This is a genomic window from Methanoculleus receptaculi (genome assembly GCF_033472595.1).
GTDB classification, from domain to species: domain Archaea; phylum Halobacteriota; class Methanomicrobia; order Methanomicrobiales; family Methanoculleaceae; genus Methanoculleus; species Methanoculleus receptaculi.
Map to the genome: position 1 here is coordinate 96,169 of NZ_CP137642.1, position 16,318 is coordinate 112,486.

Genomic DNA, 16,318 nt, shown 5'->3' on the forward strand with positions numbered 1-16,318 from the left:
CGTAAAAGATCGATGGCATAATATGCGCAGCATAAACATCCGGACCTGGGAGGCGCGGCTGGGGATTGCTCTTGTTCTTTCATCCATCGTCGTCTATACCGTGAAGTATCTCCTGCTCGGCGACCCGGAGAACACCTACCACTACATCTTCAACGCCCTGGGGTTTCTGCCGATAAATGTTCTCCTGGTCACCCTGATCCTGAACCAACTCCTGAGCGTCAGGGAGAAGCGCAAGCGGCTGGATAAATTGAACATGGTCATCGGTACCTTCTTCTCGGAGGTGGGTACCGGCCTCCTGGCGTTCCTTTCTGACCGCGATCCGGCCCTTCCGGAGATCCGGCAGGACCTCATCGTAACAGACGCCTGGACACCGGAGAAGTTCTCCACAGTTCGCGAACGTACCCGGAGGCGTCACTCCAGGCTCAACATAGATGCAGCAGACCTGCAGGAACTCTGCCGCTACCTGACAGAGAAACGTGGTTTTCTCCTCCGATTGTTGGAGAACCCTGTGCTGCTTGAGCACGAGTCGTTCACAGAACTCCTCCGGGCGGTCTTTCACCTTACCGAAGAACTTGAGCGCCGGGGGGACTTTGCCGCTCTCCCGGCAAGCGACGTGGGGCATCTCGCCGGGGATGTGGACAGGGTTTACAATCGCCTGACCGGGGAATGGCTCGCTTACATGGAGTACCTCCAGCGCAACTATCCTTATCTCTTCTCACTTGCGATGCGGAGCAACCCCTTCGATGAGACGGCGTCCCCGATCGTGAGGGTATGAAAATGGCCCTCTATATTTTCATCTGGTATGCATGTGGCCTTGTGGGCATCATGTAGTTTTTTTTTGCGGTACTGTACGGCCTGCGGTATTTTTGCCACCCCGTCTCAGACACCGTCTCCCGACGCCTGCAGGAACCTATTTATCCATGAGCGAACTTATGCGAGGTCTGAACACCATGCAAGAATACTCGTTACTGATCGGTGGAAAGGCTGGCGAGGGTATCAACACGGCAGGCCTCTCCATAGCAGGTCTCTTCTCCAGCCTCGGTTACCGCGTCTACATGTACTTCGATTACCCCTCGCTCATCCGGGGCGGGCACAACTTTGCAATCATTCGCGCCGCGGACAGGCCAATCGGGGCGCACCGCACCAGGGTCGACGTTCTGCTGGCCCTTGACCGTAAAACCATTGAGACCCATAAGGAGCGGATCGACGGGAAGACAACGGTCATCTACGACTCCTCGCAGGTGAAAGAGGGGATGGGTTACGGCCTCCCCCTTGATGATATCATTGCGGAAGAGAGAGCGTCCCCGATAACCAGAAACTCCGCGATGCTCGGAGCGCTTGCCCGTGTTGCAGGGATCGACCGGGAGATACTCGAAGATGTCCTCCGCGCAGCCGTCCCGGAAAAACACCTGGATTCAAACCTCCGGGTTGCTGCAAGGGGCTACAGCGCGGTGGAGAGCGTCTTTTCCGTAAAACAGCTGGATGCCCCGGCACTCCCTGTCCTGACGGGTAACGAGGCCGCCGGGCTCGGACTGGTCTACGGCGGGCTTGATACCTACGTCGCCTACCCCATGACACCCTCATCGGGGGTTCTCCATTTTCTGGCCGGCCGCGCCGAAGATCTCGGGATCAGGGTGATCCACCCGGAAAACGAGATAAGCGTCATCCTGATGGCTCTTGGGCTTGCCTACACAGGGGAAAGAGCAGCGGTCGGAACCTCCGGTGGAGGGTTCTGCCTGATGACCGAAGGGCTTTCGTTTGCCGGGATGTCGGAGATGCCGGTGACAATAGTGCTGTCGCAGCGGCCCGGCCCGAGCACCGGTGTGCCTACATACACCGCGCAGAGCGACCTCCACTTCGCCCTGAACGCCGGCCAGGGGGAGTTTCCAAGGCTCGTCGTCGCCCCGGGGGATCCGCATGAGGCCTGCGCCTGGTCCGCGACCGCGCTGATGCTCTCCTGGCGCTACCAGGTCCCGGCGATCATCCTGATGGATAAGACGCTCGCTGAAGGTGCCTGCTCCTTCGATCTCGATGCATCAACTCCGCCGCGGGACCACGAACCGCTGCTCGAGGATGGAGAGGGAGAATACCGGCGTTACCGCCTGACTGAGGATGGAGTATCCCCGCTTGCCTTCCCGGGAATGGAAGGGGTGACGGTCAAGGCAAACAGCTACGCCCATGACGAGAGGGGGTTTACAACCGAGAAAGCAGAGGAGATCCGTGCACTGCAGGAGAAACTGCTCAGAAAAGCCGGGAGCCTGAAAGCGGAACTTGAGGGCTACCAGACCGTGAAGACCTACGGTGCACCTGACGCGGCGAGGACCATCATATGCTGGGGATCGCAGAAATGGGTGTGTATCGAGGCCGCCGCCGGGGTCGGCGCGCGGGTTGTTCAGCCTGTTGTGCTTGCCCCGTTCCCGGTTGAGGCCTGGAGCAAGGCGATGGCCGGCGCGGGAGAGGTGGTCTGCGTCGAGAACAATGCCACGGGTCAGGTCGCCCGTCTTCTCAGGGAGCATGGATTCGATCCAGGCAGATCCATCCTGAAGTACGATGGTCGACCGTTTGCGGTCGATGAACTCACTGCAAGGCTCGAAGAGGTGTTTGTATGACCCCGGACCGGTCTGCCGCTGGACTTATAACTCCGGTGCAGAACACCTGGTGTCCTGGTTGCGGTAACTTCTCGATCCAGCACATGATGAGATCGGCCATCGCAGAAATCTCGGAGGAGGAGGGTATACCCATCGAGAAGTTCGTCTTCCTTGGCGGTATCGGGTGCCACGGGAAACTGATGGATTACCTGAACGTCAACAGCCTCTACACCATCCACGGCCGTTCAATCCCGGCAGCCACCGGGATACGCCTGGCAAACCGTGACCTGCGGGTAATCTGTCACGTCGGCGACGGTGACATCTACGCCGAGGGGCTTGACCACCTCATCTTTGCGGCCAAGCGGAACACCGATATAACCGTGATCGTCCACGACAACCGGGTCTACGGTCTGACGACCGGACAGTACACCCCGACGTCGCCCACAGGGTTCCGGGGGCGTTCTACGCCGCGGGGGGTGGCGGAGCAGCCCATGAACCCGCTCGAGGTGATGCTCGCCGCCGGGGCCACCCACATCGCACGGGGCTACACCCGGAAGACCCGGCACCTCAAAGATATCTTCAAAGAGGCGATAATGCACCGCGGATTCTCTTTCGTCGATCTCCTCCAGATCTGTGCAACCTACTCCAACCTGACCGACTACTATGACGCGCATATCTACGAGATGCAGGATGGCGATCTCGATACCGGTCGGTTCGAGAGCGCTCTTCAAAAGATCAGGGAATGGGACTACGACCGGGATGCGCCTATCGCGATCGGGACGTTCTATTCGATTGAGCGGCCCCTCTACGAAGAGGGTTTCAGTGTACCGCCGAGCGGGCTTGAAGAGCGGCGCGGGCGCGTCCAGAGGTTGGTCGAGGGCTGGAGGTGAGGGGGGTCATTTTACACCCCCGCCGGCTTTTCCGGCAAACTGCCCTCAAAGCCAACTCTTTCCGCGACTTATAACTTCAATCTCCCATGACCCGCTTACTTCTTTCGGGAGGGGCTTTCTGCCCTCTGGCCGGTGACATCGGACGAAATTGATGGCTGCTGAAGAGTTATACAGTGAACTCCGCCCATCCCCTCGACCAGTGCCGTGCAGTCTATCCCGATGACCTTCCTGCCCGGGAAAGCCTGCCGAATCCGTGCCAGGGCTGCAGCATCGTTGGGGTGTTTGAAGGTCGGCACAAGCACAACGGTGTTTCCTATGTAGAAGTTCGCGTAACTGGCCGGCAATCGTACTTCACCGCCGACCCTGCCTGGTGTCGGGAGGGGGATTACCGTTAAGGGTTTACCGTCCTGGTCGGTTGACGACCGCAGGATCTCGTAGTTCTCCTTCAGCGGAGCGTAGTTCTCGTCATCCCTGTCGTCTTCGATGACACAGAGGACGGTTGTCGGGTTCACGAACCGCGCGATGTTATCGACATGACCACCGGTTTCGTCGCCAGCGATCCCCTCTTTCAGCCATATGACATGGCTGACACCGAGGTATGCCTCCAGATAGGCCTCGATATCCTCACGTGCGCTCCGTGGGTTCCTGTTCGGGTTCATGAGGCACGACTCAGTCACGATCGCCGTCCCGGCGCCGTTAACCTCGACCGAAGACCCTTCGAGAACGATACCGGGGGTGAATATCGGGAGGTTCAGGTCACGGTTCATCATGAGCGGGACTTCTGAATCCTTCTTGAGGTCAGGATACTTCTCTCCCCAGGCATTGAAGTTCCAGTGCACCATCGCAAGGCTCTCTGTCCTGCGGTTGATCACAAACATCGGCCCGTAATCGCGGAGCCAGACATCGGCATAATCGAGCATGTGGAACCGCACACCGGACGCATCGATGCCGCCCTCAAGGAGTATCCCCCCAACACGGGTATGCATCTGCTCCCCGGTTACAAGGAGGTTGACAGTCTCCGAGCGGCGGAGCGCTGCAATGATCTCAACATAGTTCCACTCCACCGCGGCAAGGTCAGGGAGCATCTCCCGGTCATAAGGCCAGGCGAGCCAGACAGCATCGTGCGGCTCCCACTCTGCAGGCATCCGGTAACCCAGTGCCTGCGGCGTCTTGCCCGGCGGGAACTTCCGGATGAGCGCCCTGTAGGTCTCCGGCCTCCGGTTTTGGAATAGATTCCATCTTTCCCGGGCAGCCTCATTCATCGAGGGGTCAACCTCTGCGATGAGGACCTCCTCATCGGCCTCGCTCGCGCGGGCAATGACGTTTCCAAACGCATCTGCGATGAACGAACTCCCAAAGAACCGGATACACCCCTCCTCGCCCACCCTGTTTACAGCGGCGATGTGAAGACCGTTTGCTATCGCGTGACCGCGCTGGACGGTTTCCCACGCCTCACGCCAGTCGCTGCCGGGAGATCTCTCACCGGAGATCCAGCCGATTGCGGAGGGGTAGAAGATCATCTCGGCGCCCCGCAGCGCAACCACCCTTGCAGCCTCGGGGAACCACTGATCATAGGAGATGAGCACGGCTATACGGCCATAGCGGGTGTCATAGAGCCTGTAGCGGTCGCCGGCGTGGAAGTATCTTTTGTCGTAGATGGGCGGATCCTGATGGATGTGCACCTTCCGGTAGGCAGGGAAGAGCACCCGACCGTCAGCATCGATCACCACCGCGGAGTTGTAGTGTTCACCGGACGCGGCCCGTTCGTAGATAGGCAGAATGAAGACCGCACCATGCTCCCGGGCAAGTGCCGAGAACGCCTCTGTCGAAGCGTCGGGGATCGTCTCGGCGTAGGCCGAGGCGTCCGCATCCTCATACTGAGGGAAGTAAGGGGCACGATAGAGTTCCGGAAGGCAGATGATCCGCGCACCCTTTGAGATCGCCGAGCCTGCCATATCCAGGGCGTGCTTGAGGTTGTGATCGGGGTCTTCGCTTACCGCTGTCTGGATGAGGGCGATCGTTTGCTTGCTCATCTCCATCATCTCCTCATACCGTAGGACGCTCCAGCGTCTTATAACAATCGTCGTAACACAGCGTTTATCCAGCATCCCACCAGATCTCTACGGACGCGATGGACACAGCCGCAACCATCCTCATCGCAATCGGGCTTGCTATGGACGCGTTTGCCGTCTCGATCAGTGGTGGGGTGGGTATGCGGGAGGGAGGGCACCGCTGGCCCCTGATCGCAGGCGCACTCTTCGGCGGGTTCCAGGCGGGTATGCCGGTGCTCGGCTGTCTTGGCGGGACAGCGGTCGCAGGGGTCATCGGATTCTACGGCCCCGGGGTTGCGTTCCTCCTGCTTGTGCTGATCGGCGGAAAGATGATCCTCGAGGCGGTGCGCGGGGATGGTGAGAACGCGCAGTTTGCAAACTTGAGTGCAGTCACCATCCTGCTGCTTGCCGTCGCGACAAGCATCGATGCGCTTGCTGTCGGTGTCTCGTTCGCCATGCTGGACACCCCTATCCTCTGGCCCGCAGCCATCATCGGGATCGTGACATTCGCGTTCTCTGCTGCCGGAGTGGTTCTAGGGAGATCTATTGGCCGGATTGCCGGGCGAAACGCTGGGGTCATCGGCGGTGTGATCCTTATCGGCATCGGTCTGCAGATCCTGCACGAACATCTTCTCTTCTAAGACAGGATCGAGAGATGATACTGCCCCGCCAATATGCGTAACCGGAGGCGGTCAAAATTTCTCCCGGCAATCTCCATGCACTGCCCCTCCACGCGGGAGGGCATCGAATCATGAGCAAACTGGTTTGATGGGCTCCTGGTGGTCTCAACCGATCCCGTATACCCCATTCGACACGTATAAGAACACACCAGACGCAATACGTAGTAAACCTCATGAAAAACCGTATAGACCGCGCATCCCGCGTGGAACGCTTCCGAAAGCCGTATTCGGAAGAGCAAAACCAATGAGGCAAGTTCAATCATGACTTCCAGAATGCATACCCCCCACACCACCTGTCCAGGCTGCCATGAAGAGGTATTCCTGGACGAACTTGTGGGTGGGCACTGTCCCCTCTGCGGGTATTCCCTCGATGACGACGATGGAACATGCAGTGAATACGAGGAGACTATTGAGCGCTCCGATCTCGGGTGGATGGTCTTCCAATATTATGTCTTCAAGCGGTTCTGCGGGGAGGGTGCAACACCCCTCCAGGTCATGCAGATTCTCTCCCGCTACGAGGAGGCCTGCCATTGCAACCCCCTGGAAGCGGAGAAGATGCAGTTCACTCTGGAAGTACCAATGCGTCGCCTGGAGCGACTCCTCCCGAAGAGGTGTGAAAGGTGCGGGAGGATATTCTTCCGGGGTGGTAGAGCGGTTATATCAGGGGACCTTGTGTCCCCCGACTACCGGAGGTCCCATATCTGCCCATCCTGCTGATCAGTAGGTTCTGGCAACCAGGGCAGACGTGCCTTTGCTGCCGCAGGCGATACACGGACCGTCCGAGACTGTGATGAGGCCGGAGTGGATCTCGGAGCCAATGATGCCCGCATCCACCACCGCCTCAATCTTTTCTGCACACTCGCGCGACCCGCACCAGTGAACCACTGCAACCCCGGTCTTCAACGCTTCTGCGGTCTCCTCAAGACTTGACGTGGTGGTGATGCGGTCGGCCATTGCCCGCCGCGCAACCTCGGAGATCTCCTCGCCAAACTCTGCAAGGATCGAATGAATCCCTTCAACAACACCACGCCGGTCGAGCGTGGTCTTCCTGCCGGTGCGGCTGACGGCGACAACGGTGTTTGCATCGATGTCTCTGGGCCCGATCTCGATCCGCAACGGGACGCCGCGCATCTCCCAGTGGTAGTACTTCGCCCCCGGCCGCATATCCCGGTCGTCAACCTTAACGGTGTAGCCAGCATCCCGGAGTTCCAGTTCAAGCGCCCTGGCAGCCGAGATGACCTCATCACGCCTCTTCCCGACGATGATCGGTACAATTACTATCTCGATCGGCGCCACCTCCGGCGGCAGCACCAGCCCTTTATCGTCGCCGTGGACGCTGATCACAGCCGCAATAGACCGTTCTGATATGCCGTAGCAGGTCTGATAGGCATACTGCTGCTCCCCGTTAACGTCCTCGTAGGTGATCTCGTAGGTGCGGGAGAAGTGGTCGCCAAGCATATGAACCGTCCCGATCTGGAGCGTCTTGCCATCGGGCATGATGGTATCGAGGGCGACGGTGTAGTCTGCGCCAGGGAACCTGTCCCATGCCGGGCGGCGGGAGACTATCACCGGCACCCGGATTCGGTCATAGAACTCACGGTAGAGGCGAATCGCAGCCTCAACCTGCGCTTCCGCCTCCTCCCTTGTTGCGTGGACGGTGTGCGCCTCCTTAAACGATGTGATCTCCCGGAGACGGATGAGCGGGCGGGTGTGCTTTGTCTCGTAGCGGAACGTATTGACGATCTGGTAGAGTTTTAAGGGCAGATCGGTGTGCGACCGGATCCAGAGTGAGTACATCGGATAGATGGCGGTCTCGCTCGTAGGACGGAGGGCGAGCGGGACGTCGAGTTCGGTCCTGCCGCCGTGGGTGACCCAGTAAACCTCATCCTCAAACCCCTTGATATGTTCGGCCTCTTTCATGAACTCGGTCTTCGGGATGAGAAGAGGAAACATCGTCTCAGCATGGTCGCGGTCCATGATCTCCCGGAGAATTGCGTATGCACGTTTCCTGATACCGAAACCGTGGGGGTACCAGACATACAGCCCCTTGACCGGATAACGGACATCCATGATCTCGGCTCGCCAGAGGATCTCGTTGTACCAGCTCGAAAAATCTTCTTTCCGGGGGATTGCACCTGTATCTTCTTCCATCCGTTTTCCTACCTCGAAACTCTTGATCTGCCGCTATTAAGTTATCATACTTAGGATTGCGGGCGTAATAAATGCCTCCACAACCGCAGCGACCGCAAGAAGAGGGATGACGACCCGGAGAAAGAGGCGAGCAAGAGAGAGGGCTTCTGCAGCGGCATCCCCGGCACCATGCCATTCAGCGATGAGCGCACGTGCAAGGAGAAAACCGAGCCCCCCCGATATCAGGACGGCAGGTATCTCGAAGATGCCGTGCGGGACGAGCGCCGCCACGACGTAGAGCGCCCCCTGCTGAGATCTCACAAGTTCTGTCACCACACCTATCAACAGCCCGTTGACCGAGATGATCAGCATCGTGACCAGGCCAAGAGATGCGCCCCCCAGGAAGAGGAGGAGGCATGTGCTCAGGTTGTTCAAGAAGATCCTGAACGCCAGCACCGCCAGGGAATCGGAGAGTATCTGACCTACCACCTGCTCATTGAATAGCGATAGAACCTCATCTCCAAACCCCGGATTGAGGACGACGAAGCCTGCGCCGATGGCGATCGATACCGCAAAGAAGACGGCCGCAAATATTGTGGCACGGGTAAGACTGTTCTCAGACATAAAGCACCATCCGTGTGAGATCACGTATCCCCGGCGCCATCCCGACTATTATCATGGCAAGGAGTATGAGGTGCCAGAACCCCGTATCCCCCTCGCGGCGGTAGAGTTCCAGGACATACACGGCAGGCACGATCACAGCGAACTTCAGGAGGAACATAGAGAACGCGGTGCCTGTCGCATCGATAAGCGCCCCACCAACAACGTGCTGCTCGACGTAATGGACTGGGTGGAGATCTATGCCGTAACTTGTTGCGCTCGCATCCAGCATATGCCCAAATATAAGGAGTTTGTAGAGCAGGTTTGAGACATAGCCCCACTTCAGCACGTATGCCAAGAACACCCAGAGGGCAACCGAGGTTACCGCTGCAAGAGCCAGGATGGCGGCGAGGACGCCGAGCGCGATCGTCGTCTCTGTGAGGCCAAACCAGACAAGCGCCGCGCCAGAGAGGAGAGAACCAGCAACCCCCACACCAGCATATACCTTGCTGTAGCGGCTGACAAGGCCGGCGTTCTCCGCGATCTTCCCTCCAAAGAGGGCAACGCCTGCGATCAGAGCGATCAGAAAGAAGATCAATGGCGTGATCAGGAGAAACCTGAGATCGGAGGTGATCATCCCGGTATCCTCAACGACCCTCAGGAGACCGCCAAAGACAACGTAGGGCAGGGTCGCAAGCACCAGCTCGTCATCGATGGCAATCCCATAGCGACGGAGCCCCCGGTAAAGGAGATAAACCGCTACAACAAGGATCAGGGCGTATGTCAGGGTATCGACAAGTGTATACGCTTCACCATAGCGTATAGGATCGATGTAATATTTGTAGAGGAACTCCCTAATCATTGTTGATCTAAATGAGCGCAGACCGCATAAACTTACTCCGAACAAAGGTCTTTGACAAGTCCAAATGGATGCAGCTCCCGCGTGATGTCCTCATCGGTCATGATGTCATCGAGCAGATCCCGGCCGTCTGCGAAGACCTTGCCCTCGGCGACTCTGTGCTCATCGTATCAGGGGGCCGGACGCGGGATGTTGCCGGAAGGCGGGTCGAATCTCTTCTTTCAGCGTCCTATGACGTCAGGACGTTCATCGCGATAGATGGCGACCCCCTCGAGACGATCAGAAAGGCCGAGGCAGCGGCGGCAGAGGTTGCGTTCGTGATCGGTGTCGGGGGGGGCAGGGTGATTGACACTGCAAAGATCGCATCCTACAACACCGACCGCCACTTCATCAGCGTCCCGACTGCTGCGTCGCACGACGGGATAGCCTCGTCAAGGGCATCGGTTCCTACCGCCGAGGGGAACGTCTCGCTCGCCGCTGAGCCTCCCATCGCTGTGGTTGCCGACACCGCCGTCATCGCATCAGCACCACACCGGTTGCTCGCATCCGGGTGTGCGGACATCATCGCAAACTATACCGCGATCCTCGACTGGGAACTCTCTCACCGTCTCAGGGGCGAACCCATATCGGAGTATGCCCTGACGCTCTCCCGCATGACCGCCGAGATCCTATTTGATAACGCAGACCTCATCAAGCCGAACTCCGAGGAGAGTGCCTGGATCGTAACGAAAGCCCTGGTTTCCTCAGGCGTTGCCATGAGCATCGCAGGCTCGTCCCGACCCGCAAGCGGCGGCGAGCACAAGTTCTCCCACGCGCTGGAGCGTCTGGCGCCAGGAAAGGGACTCCACGGCGAGAAGTGCGGTATTGGCGCGATCATCACGATGTACCTCCACGGCGGGGACTGGAGAGGGATTCGCGACTCACTGCGAAAGATCGGCGCTCCGACAACCCCCGCGGAGATCGGGGTGGATGACGAGACCGCCGTGGAGGCACTGCTTGCGGCGCGGACGATCCGGCCGGAACGGTTCACGATACTGGATATGGGGTTGACGCGCGAGTCTGCGCGGAACCTGGTGAGGATGCTCTACCAGGAGTGAGTGTGTGATGGCAGAGGAGAAGGTAAAGGTGACCCTGATCGGGGTAACACTCGCAAAACCGGGACTTGATTTCGTCTATGAAGGCATTCTGTCTCCTGAGTGCGATGGCTGCAAGGTGCGCAAGATCTGTCACAACCTTCAGCCACAAAAGAAGTATCGGATCGCTGCTGTCCGCCCGAACACCCGGCACGACTGCCCCGTCCACCACGAGGCGGTGATCGCTGTCGACGTCGTGGAAGGGCCGGTCGTCGCGCTGATCAGCGCTGAGATGGCAATCGTGAACTCGAAGGTCAGTTACGAGTTTACCTGTCCACGAACGGGCTGCCGGGGCTACCGGCTCTGCCACCCAGATGGTATCATCGACGGGGGAAAGTACATCATCGATGAGGTTCTTGGCAACGCCCCCGATGTATGCGAGCGAGGCTGGACTCTCAAACTCGTGGAACTGCGGCCGGTCTGAGATACTGCTGCTTCAGGCCCAAATTTCTTCTAACCAGGGTTTCTGTGCTCTGGTGGGCCCACAGAGGCTTCACCAATGGAGTTCCTACGGCCTGCTGACCCCTACAAGCCGCCAGGCGAGAGAGAGGAGTTCGTCGAGGTCACGAAGTCTGGCAAGCCACGATGACGGGATGGCCTCAAGCCCGAACCTCGCCCCGGCAAGCCCGCCTGTGATCGCACCAACGGTGTCTGCGTCACCCCCCAGGTTTATAGCCGCAATGACCGCGTCTTTAAACGACCTGGCATCCATGAAGACCCTGACAGCGCAGTGGGTGCAGACTATAGCATCAAGCGACGGCACCGGCGGGTATGCCCGATAATTCTCGAGCATCCCCAGGAGTTCATGATCACGGCAGGCTCTGAGCGCCCGCCCGAAGGAAGTTGCAGCCTCCTCACCCCGGCACATCCCGCTGACCATCATGTTGACGAACGCCGAAGCCTCGCCGGCCGCGGGATCAAAGTGGGTCACGCGCGAGGCGGCAAGACTCACCTCCCGCACTTCATCCGGTGGATAAAAGATCCCGATCGGGATGCCGCGCATGACGCAGCCGTTACTCCGGCTGCCCCCCCGCTCTTCGTGGACCAGTCTTGCGGCGGTCCCGGCTGGAATACCCCTCTCGATCAGATCGAGGACGGCACGCGATGTCGGCCCGAAGAACTTCGGGTTAGCGTGATATACCCGAACCAGTCGCCGAGCGAAGTCATCGGGGTCGAAACCTCCGCACGCAAGAAGGGTCTGCGCCAGGGCCGCTGCCTGGAGGGTGTCGTCGGTGTACTGCCCCGGCAGGACGTCATGAACCCCTCCACCCTCCATCTCCGTTACGGTCATTCGAGGCGGAGGAAGGGCTTCAAGGGGCGCGCCCATGGCATCCCCGATTGCAAGCCCGATAAGGGCTCCGACGCCGCGCGTCTTGAGCATATAAAAAGATCACCAACAAAATATATCTACCCGCGAACAGTAGTATTCTTCGAGGAAAGGTGATAACCGTGCAAAAGGAAGAGCTGCTCCACCTGCATATGCTGTTAGTTCAAGTCAAGAAGTACTACGAGACCGTCACCGGGGAAGAGATCCAGGCCGACCAGTATAACGCTCTCCACATATCCCCCGTGCATATCCACAAGAACAAGGTAACACACAAGAAAGCCATACTGACTCTTGGAAACGAGATCGTCCAGCACATCAGGGCCAACCACAACCCCTACATCCAGTATCAAACCGATTTTCAGTCACAGTCCGAACGTATTGCAACCGAACACTAAACGATGAGCGATACCGATACATACCGGGAGATCATCTCCCGCATCCTTTCTACCGGGCACAGCCCTGCCGACGTCCAGAAGATCAAACTGGAGTTCTGCCGGGAGTACGGGATCGATATGCCCCGAAACTCGGCGATCCTTGCCGCCGCTTCAGCGGAAGAGCGTGAACTGCTCAGGCATCTCCTCCAGGTGAAACCCACACGGACGCTATCGGGCGTTGCCCCCGTTGCGGTGATGACCTCCCCTCATCCCTGTCCCCACGGCAGATGTCTCCCATGCCCCGGCGGGCCTGAGCACCCCTTCGGGTCGCCGCAGAGTTACACGGGTGAGGAGCCAGCTGCACTCCGGGCAAGAGAGCACGGTTTCGACCCCTACGCCCAGGTGCAGGCACGTCTCGGGCAGTTTGAGGCGCTCGGCCACCACATCGAGAAGGCGGAGGTGATCGTGATGGGCGGGACGATCACCGCCCGACCGATCGATTACCAGGAGTGGTTCGTCGGCGCGGCCGTTCAGGCTATGAACGATTATCCGCGGGCGGGCACGGCACCAGCAGGACCCGATCTCGATGCAATCGCCGCCTCAAACGAGTCTGCAAGGGTCAGGTGTGTCGCGATAACCTTTGAGACGCGGCCTGACTGGTGCCTCAAAGAGCATATTAACCGGATGCTTGGGATGGGCGTGACCAAGGTGGAACTTGGCGTCCAGCACCTGGACGACCGTATCTTGGAGTATAACCGACGCGGGCATACCGTCGCAGAGACGGTTGCGGCGAACGGTCTCCTGCGCGATGCCGGGTTGAAGGTGGGGTTCCACGTGATGCCGAATCTCCCGGGAGCGAGCATGGCTGATGACCGCCGGATGTTTGAGGACCTCTTCGCCGATGAGCGGTTCAGACCGGATTTCCTGAAGATATACCCGACACTGGTGACGCCGGGCACGGAGATAGAGGCACTCTGGGAACGCGGCGAATACCAGCCCTACACAGAGGATGAACTGATCGATCTCGTCGCCTATGCAAAGTCTCTCCTCCCGGAGTATGTCCGGCTCCAGCGCATCCAGCGGGATATTCCGGCAAGGTTGATCACCGCGGGTTCAAGGCACAGCAACTTCAGGCAGCTTGCAGGAGCGCGACTCCGAGAGCAGGGAGGCCGATGCCGGTGCATCCGGTGCCGTGAGGCAGGGCGGTCACCGGCTCCGGAAGAGGTGAGTATCTCGACCCTGGTCTATCGTGCATGCGGTGGGGAGGAGCGGTTCATACAGGCAGGCTCAAAAGACACCCTCATCGGGTTTGCAAGGCTCCGGTTTCCGCAGCAGACGTTCCGCGAGGAACTCACCGGCGCGGCACTCCTGCGCGAACTCCACGTTTACGGGAGTCTGGTCCCGATAAGCACCCCTGCGTCCCCTGAGGAGTGGCAGCACCGCAGTTACGGTGCGCAACTCCTCTCACGAGCGGAAGAGGAGGCACGGGATCATGGTTGCCGCCGTATCGCGGTGATGAGCGGTGTGGGTGTGCGGCCCTACTACAGGAAACAGGGATATGAACGTGTGGGGCCATACATGATCAAGACATTCCCATGAAACCCGCGACCCTCGAGTTCGTGAAACAGAGGTTTGCCGACTATTACCGGCGGTGCAACCTCATCGTCCCTTCATCCTTCGAGCAGCGCGAATGGGGTTTTGTCTTCTTCGACGCCGCACCAGAACTCCGGATGCGGCGGCATATGGCTTTTACCGACCGTGATGAGCTCACCGCCTACGTTAAAAACCTGGTCCCCGCGCACGTATACTACTCGACGGCCTACTACCAGACACCGTCGGCACCAAAGATGAACGAGAAAGACTGGGCCGGTGCCGACCTTGTCTTCGATCTCGATGCCGACCAGATAGTTCGCGGTCCCTACGCGATGATGCTTGCACGTGTCAAGGAGGAGACACTGAAACTGATCGAGATGCTGACCGAAGAACTGGGGTTCTCGCGCAACCGTATGCGTATCGTCTTCTCCGGGGGGCGGGGCTATCACATACACATCACCGATATCGCTGTTTCAGGCTGGGGAAGCCAGGAGCGGCGCGAGATTGTGGATTACGTATGCGGGATAGGACTCGATCCAGAGATTATGCTCTCTTCCGGGGGCGAACCGAGGGGATGGCGACGGCGCTACACGGAGACGCTTCGAGGCTACCTCTCACACCTTGCAGCTCTCGACCCTGCGGAGGCAACAGCCCGCCTCACAGGTCTTGAGGGTATCGGCAAACGGACGGCAGCACAGTTCGTGGCAGATGCCGGGGCCCTCTCCAGGGCCCCGGCAGAGGAACTCCTGCAGAACAGGGTTGTTCGGGCAATCACGGCATCACCCGAGTTTGAGAAGAGGCTCAGGGACGCCGGTGCGCATGCAGATGAACCAGTCACGACCGATATCAAACGGCTTATCCGGACACCGGGAACGCTGCACGGCGGCAGCGGGATGCGGGTCGTCCCACTCGATCTCCACGACCTGGAGGACTTCGACCCCCTTGTGGACGCGGTGGTCTTTGGCGAGAGGGATATCCGGGTGGACGTTAAGGCAAACTTCGTCGCATCAATGCTCGGGAACACCTACACGCTCAAGGCAGGGACCCAGACAGTCCCGGAAGCGCTTGCGATCTATCTATGCTGCAGGAACATGGCAGAGATAGCAGGGGGTGGATGATGGTCCCAGATATTCTGGAGAAACTCCGGCAGATGCTGCTGGATATGCAGCACTCGGGAAGGCTTTCACATATCGAGCCCGGTCTCTACGAGAATGCAAGGGCTTACATCGAGAAACTCAAGGAGGACTACTACAGCCTTGAGAACCCGCTGGAGAACCGGGAGGGGGGCCTGATCATCGAGGCGATCGGCAGCGTCAACGACACCGTCCAGGAGATCTTCTCCATCCGGACAAGACAGATCCTGGACCTTGCGTTCCAGCAGATCGAGGGGGAGTACGTCGATAAGGAGGAGACCCGAAAGATGCTCCCCGAGGAGCGGGCGATGTTCAAACGGATCGTGGAGGCCATTGAGGAGTGCCGGGAGGCGCTCATCATGGGTGAGGCAAAACTCTTTGCCGGGGAGGGGGTGACCGATGAGGTGAGTTGTGAGGAGATGGAACAAACCCCAACGCTAACGTCACCCCCCACCCCAAGAACCCCGGGGTTGACAGCATACGCCCTTGTACATGTGTGCTCCGATGTGGAATCGTTCATGGGACTGGATGGGAGAACCTATGTGCTGAAAGAGGGGGATATCATCACCCTCCCCGAAAAGAATGCGGAACTCCTCTGCGAGCACAACATAGGCTTAAATATCAGGCTTAACAAGTAATATAGGTACCCGAATCTATTGAATAGAGGTTAATATCATGAAAATGCCGTCCAAATTCAAGACTTACTGCCCGTTCTGCAGGAGTCACCAGATTCACGAGGTTGTGAAGGTTAAGAGGGGCAAAGTGCGTCACTTCAACTGGATCGACCGCCAGAAGGCACGCAGGAGCACGGTTGGAAACATGGGCAAGTTCAGCAAGGTTCCTGGCGGCGACAAACCGACAAAGAGGACAAATGTCAAATACAGATGCACGGTCTGTGGAAAGTCCCATCTCCGCCCCGGGGTCAGGATCGGCAAATTCGAACTTACGGAGTGATAACAG

General features: G+C 58.8%; 17 protein-coding genes. 12 read left to right on the forward strand and 5 right to left on the reverse strand.

Annotation, left to right across the window (positions count from 1 at the left end):
- The first annotated feature begins 22 nt into the window (after positions 1-22).
- The 3 genes from R6Y96_RS00480 to R6Y96_RS00490 all read left to right on the forward strand — a co-directional run bounded on the left by R6Y96_RS00480 (position 23) and on the right by R6Y96_RS00490 (position 3,478).
- Positions 23-775: a hypothetical protein gene (locus R6Y96_RS00480; RefSeq protein ID WP_318621494.1), complete on the forward strand. Its 753-nt coding sequence runs from the start codon at positions 23-25 to the stop codon at positions 773-775.
- Between the two features lie 145 nt (positions 776-920).
- Positions 921-2,609 (forward strand): 2-oxoacid:acceptor oxidoreductase subunit alpha, encoded by a 1,689-nt coding sequence (locus R6Y96_RS00485; RefSeq protein ID WP_318621495.1) that lies wholly within the window; start codon positions 921-923, stop codon positions 2,607-2,609.
- A complete protein-coding gene (locus R6Y96_RS00490; protein WP_318621496.1) occupies positions 2,606-3,478 on the forward strand; it encodes a thiamine pyrophosphate-dependent enzyme in 873 nt (290 codons plus the stop codon). The genes R6Y96_RS00485 and R6Y96_RS00490 overlap by 4 nt, the downstream gene beginning before the upstream one ends.
- Before the next feature lie 95 nt (positions 3,479-3,573).
- On the opposite strand, the gene R6Y96_RS00495 is transcribed toward R6Y96_RS00490, so the two are convergent.
- Positions 3,574-5,586, reverse strand: a complete 2,013-nt coding sequence (locus R6Y96_RS00495) for an agmatine deiminase family protein (RefSeq protein WP_318621498.1) — start codon at positions 5,584-5,586, stop codon at positions 3,574-3,576.
- A 23-nt stretch (positions 5,587-5,609) separates the two neighbouring features.
- On the opposite strand from R6Y96_RS00495, the gene R6Y96_RS00500 reads away from it, so the two are divergent.
- Positions 5,610-6,170: a manganese efflux pump MntP gene (locus R6Y96_RS00500; RefSeq protein WP_318621499.1), complete on the forward strand. Its 561-nt coding sequence runs from the start codon at positions 5,610-5,612 to the stop codon at positions 6,168-6,170.
- Between the two features lie 300 nt (positions 6,171-6,470).
- Positions 6,471-6,926, forward strand: a complete 456-nt coding sequence (locus tag R6Y96_RS00505) for a hypothetical protein (RefSeq protein WP_318621500.1) — start codon at positions 6,471-6,473, stop codon at positions 6,924-6,926.
- Here the strand turns inward: R6Y96_RS00505 and proS are convergent, their stop codons facing one another.
- Genes proS through R6Y96_RS00520 form a run of 3 tightly spaced genes read right to left on the reverse strand, consistent with a single transcriptional unit; the run spans position 6,927 to position 9,801 of the window.
- Positions 6,927-8,360, reverse strand: a complete 1,434-nt coding sequence (gene proS / locus R6Y96_RS00510) for a proline--tRNA ligase (RefSeq protein WP_318621502.1) — start codon at positions 8,358-8,360, stop codon at positions 6,927-6,929. It abuts the gene before it with no gap.
- A 36-nt stretch (positions 8,361-8,396) separates the two neighbouring features.
- On the reverse strand, positions 8,397-8,963 hold the full coding sequence (locus tag R6Y96_RS00515; protein ID WP_318621504.1) for a stage II sporulation protein M: 567 nt from the start codon (positions 8,961-8,963) through the stop codon (positions 8,397-8,399).
- A complete protein-coding gene (locus tag R6Y96_RS00520; RefSeq protein ID WP_318621505.1) occupies positions 8,956-9,801 on the reverse strand; it encodes a DUF63 family protein in 846 nt (281 codons plus the stop codon). Before R6Y96_RS00520 ends, R6Y96_RS00515 begins: the two co-directional genes overlap by 8 nt.
- Before the next feature lie 11 nt (positions 9,802-9,812).
- On the opposite strand from R6Y96_RS00520, the gene R6Y96_RS00525 reads away from it, so the two are divergent.
- Positions 9,813-10,895: an NAD(P)-dependent glycerol-1-phosphate dehydrogenase gene (locus R6Y96_RS00525; RefSeq protein ID WP_318621506.1), complete on the forward strand. Its 1,083-nt coding sequence runs from the start codon at positions 9,813-9,815 to the stop codon at positions 10,893-10,895.
- A 7-nt stretch (positions 10,896-10,902) separates the two neighbouring features.
- Positions 10,903-11,355: a UPF0179 family protein gene (locus tag R6Y96_RS00530; RefSeq protein WP_318621508.1), complete on the forward strand. Its 453-nt coding sequence runs from the start codon at positions 10,903-10,905 to the stop codon at positions 11,353-11,355.
- Between the two features lie 84 nt (positions 11,356-11,439).
- Here R6Y96_RS00530 and R6Y96_RS00535 read toward each other — a convergent pair whose 3' ends face one another.
- Positions 11,440-12,312, reverse strand: a complete 873-nt coding sequence (locus R6Y96_RS00535; protein WP_318621509.1) for an ADP-ribosylglycohydrolase family protein — start codon at positions 12,310-12,312, stop codon at positions 11,440-11,442.
- A 68-nt stretch (positions 12,313-12,380) separates the two neighbouring features.
- Here R6Y96_RS00535 and R6Y96_RS00540 point away from each other — a divergent pair, with 68 nt between their 5' ends.
- Genes R6Y96_RS00540 through R6Y96_RS00560 form a run of 5 tightly spaced genes read left to right on the forward strand, consistent with a single transcriptional unit; the run spans position 12,381 to position 16,312 of the window.
- Positions 12,381-12,653: a UPF0058 family protein gene (locus R6Y96_RS00540; protein WP_214022174.1), complete on the forward strand. Its 273-nt coding sequence runs from the start codon at positions 12,381-12,383 to the stop codon at positions 12,651-12,653.
- A gap of 3 nt (positions 12,654-12,656) precedes the next feature.
- The gene (locus R6Y96_RS00545) at positions 12,657-14,231 is read left to right on the forward strand and encodes a tRNA uridine(34) 5-carboxymethylaminomethyl modification radical SAM/GNAT enzyme Elp3 (protein WP_318621512.1); all 1,575 of its coding nucleotides are present in this window, start codon (positions 12,657-12,659) and stop codon (positions 14,229-14,231) included.
- Positions 14,228-15,343, forward strand: coding sequence for a DNA primase small subunit PriS (locus R6Y96_RS00550; RefSeq protein WP_318621514.1), 1,116 nt, complete (start codon positions 14,228-14,230; stop codon positions 15,341-15,343). The genes R6Y96_RS00545 and R6Y96_RS00550 overlap by 4 nt, the downstream gene beginning before the upstream one ends.
- Positions 15,340-15,996, forward strand: a complete 657-nt coding sequence (locus R6Y96_RS00555) for a hypothetical protein (protein ID WP_318621516.1) — start codon at positions 15,340-15,342, stop codon at positions 15,994-15,996. The genes R6Y96_RS00550 and R6Y96_RS00555 overlap by 4 nt, the downstream gene beginning before the upstream one ends.
- A gap of 37 nt (positions 15,997-16,033) precedes the next feature.
- A complete protein-coding gene (locus R6Y96_RS00560) occupies positions 16,034-16,312 on the forward strand; it encodes a 50S ribosomal protein L44e (RefSeq protein ID WP_318621517.1) in 279 nt (92 codons plus the stop codon).
- Positions 16,313-16,318: the final 6 nt, after the last annotated feature.

Coding starts and splice junctions, on each gene's coding strand:
- R6Y96_RS00520 (WP_318621505.1), bottom strand. CDS start 9,801: ATGATTAGGGAGTTCCTCTACAAATATTACATCGATCCTATACGCTAT.
- R6Y96_RS00490 (WP_318621496.1), top strand. CDS start 2,606: ATGACCCCGGACCGGTCTGCCGCTGGACTTATAACTCCGGTGCAGAAC.
- R6Y96_RS00550 (WP_318621514.1), top strand. CDS start 14,228: ATGAAACCCGCGACCCTCGAGTTCGTGAAACAGAGGTTTGCCGACTAT.
- proS (WP_318621502.1), bottom strand. CDS start 8,360: ATGGAAGAAGATACAGGTGCAATCCCCCGGAAAGAAGATTTTTCGAGC.
- R6Y96_RS00530 (WP_318621508.1), top strand. CDS start 10,903: ATGGCAGAGGAGAAGGTAAAGGTGACCCTGATCGGGGTAACACTCGCA.
- R6Y96_RS00560 (WP_318621517.1), top strand. CDS start 16,034: ATGAAAATGCCGTCCAAATTCAAGACTTACTGCCCGTTCTGCAGGAGT.
- R6Y96_RS00525 (WP_318621506.1), top strand. CDS start 9,813: ATGAGCGCAGACCGCATAAACTTACTCCGAACAAAGGTCTTTGACAAG.
- R6Y96_RS00495 (WP_318621498.1), bottom strand. CDS start 5,586: ATGCTGGATAAACGCTGTGTTACGACGATTGTTATAAGACGCTGGAGC.
- R6Y96_RS00485 (WP_318621495.1), top strand. CDS start 921: ATGAGCGAACTTATGCGAGGTCTGAACACCATGCAAGAATACTCGTTA.
- R6Y96_RS00505 (WP_318621500.1), top strand. CDS start 6,471: ATGACTTCCAGAATGCATACCCCCCACACCACCTGTCCAGGCTGCCAT.
- R6Y96_RS00515 (WP_318621504.1), bottom strand. CDS start 8,963: ATGTCTGAGAACAGTCTTACCCGTGCCACAATATTTGCGGCCGTCTTC.
- R6Y96_RS00500 (WP_318621499.1), top strand. CDS start 5,610: ATGGACACAGCCGCAACCATCCTCATCGCAATCGGGCTTGCTATGGAC.
- R6Y96_RS00545 (WP_318621512.1), top strand. CDS start 12,657: ATGAGCGATACCGATACATACCGGGAGATCATCTCCCGCATCCTTTCT.
- R6Y96_RS00555 (WP_318621516.1), top strand. CDS start 15,340: ATGATGGTCCCAGATATTCTGGAGAAACTCCGGCAGATGCTGCTGGAT.
- R6Y96_RS00480 (WP_318621494.1), top strand. CDS start 23: ATGCGCAGCATAAACATCCGGACCTGGGAGGCGCGGCTGGGGATTGCT.
- R6Y96_RS00535 (WP_318621509.1), bottom strand. CDS start 12,312: ATGCTCAAGACGCGCGGCGTCGGAGCCCTTATCGGGCTTGCAATCGGG.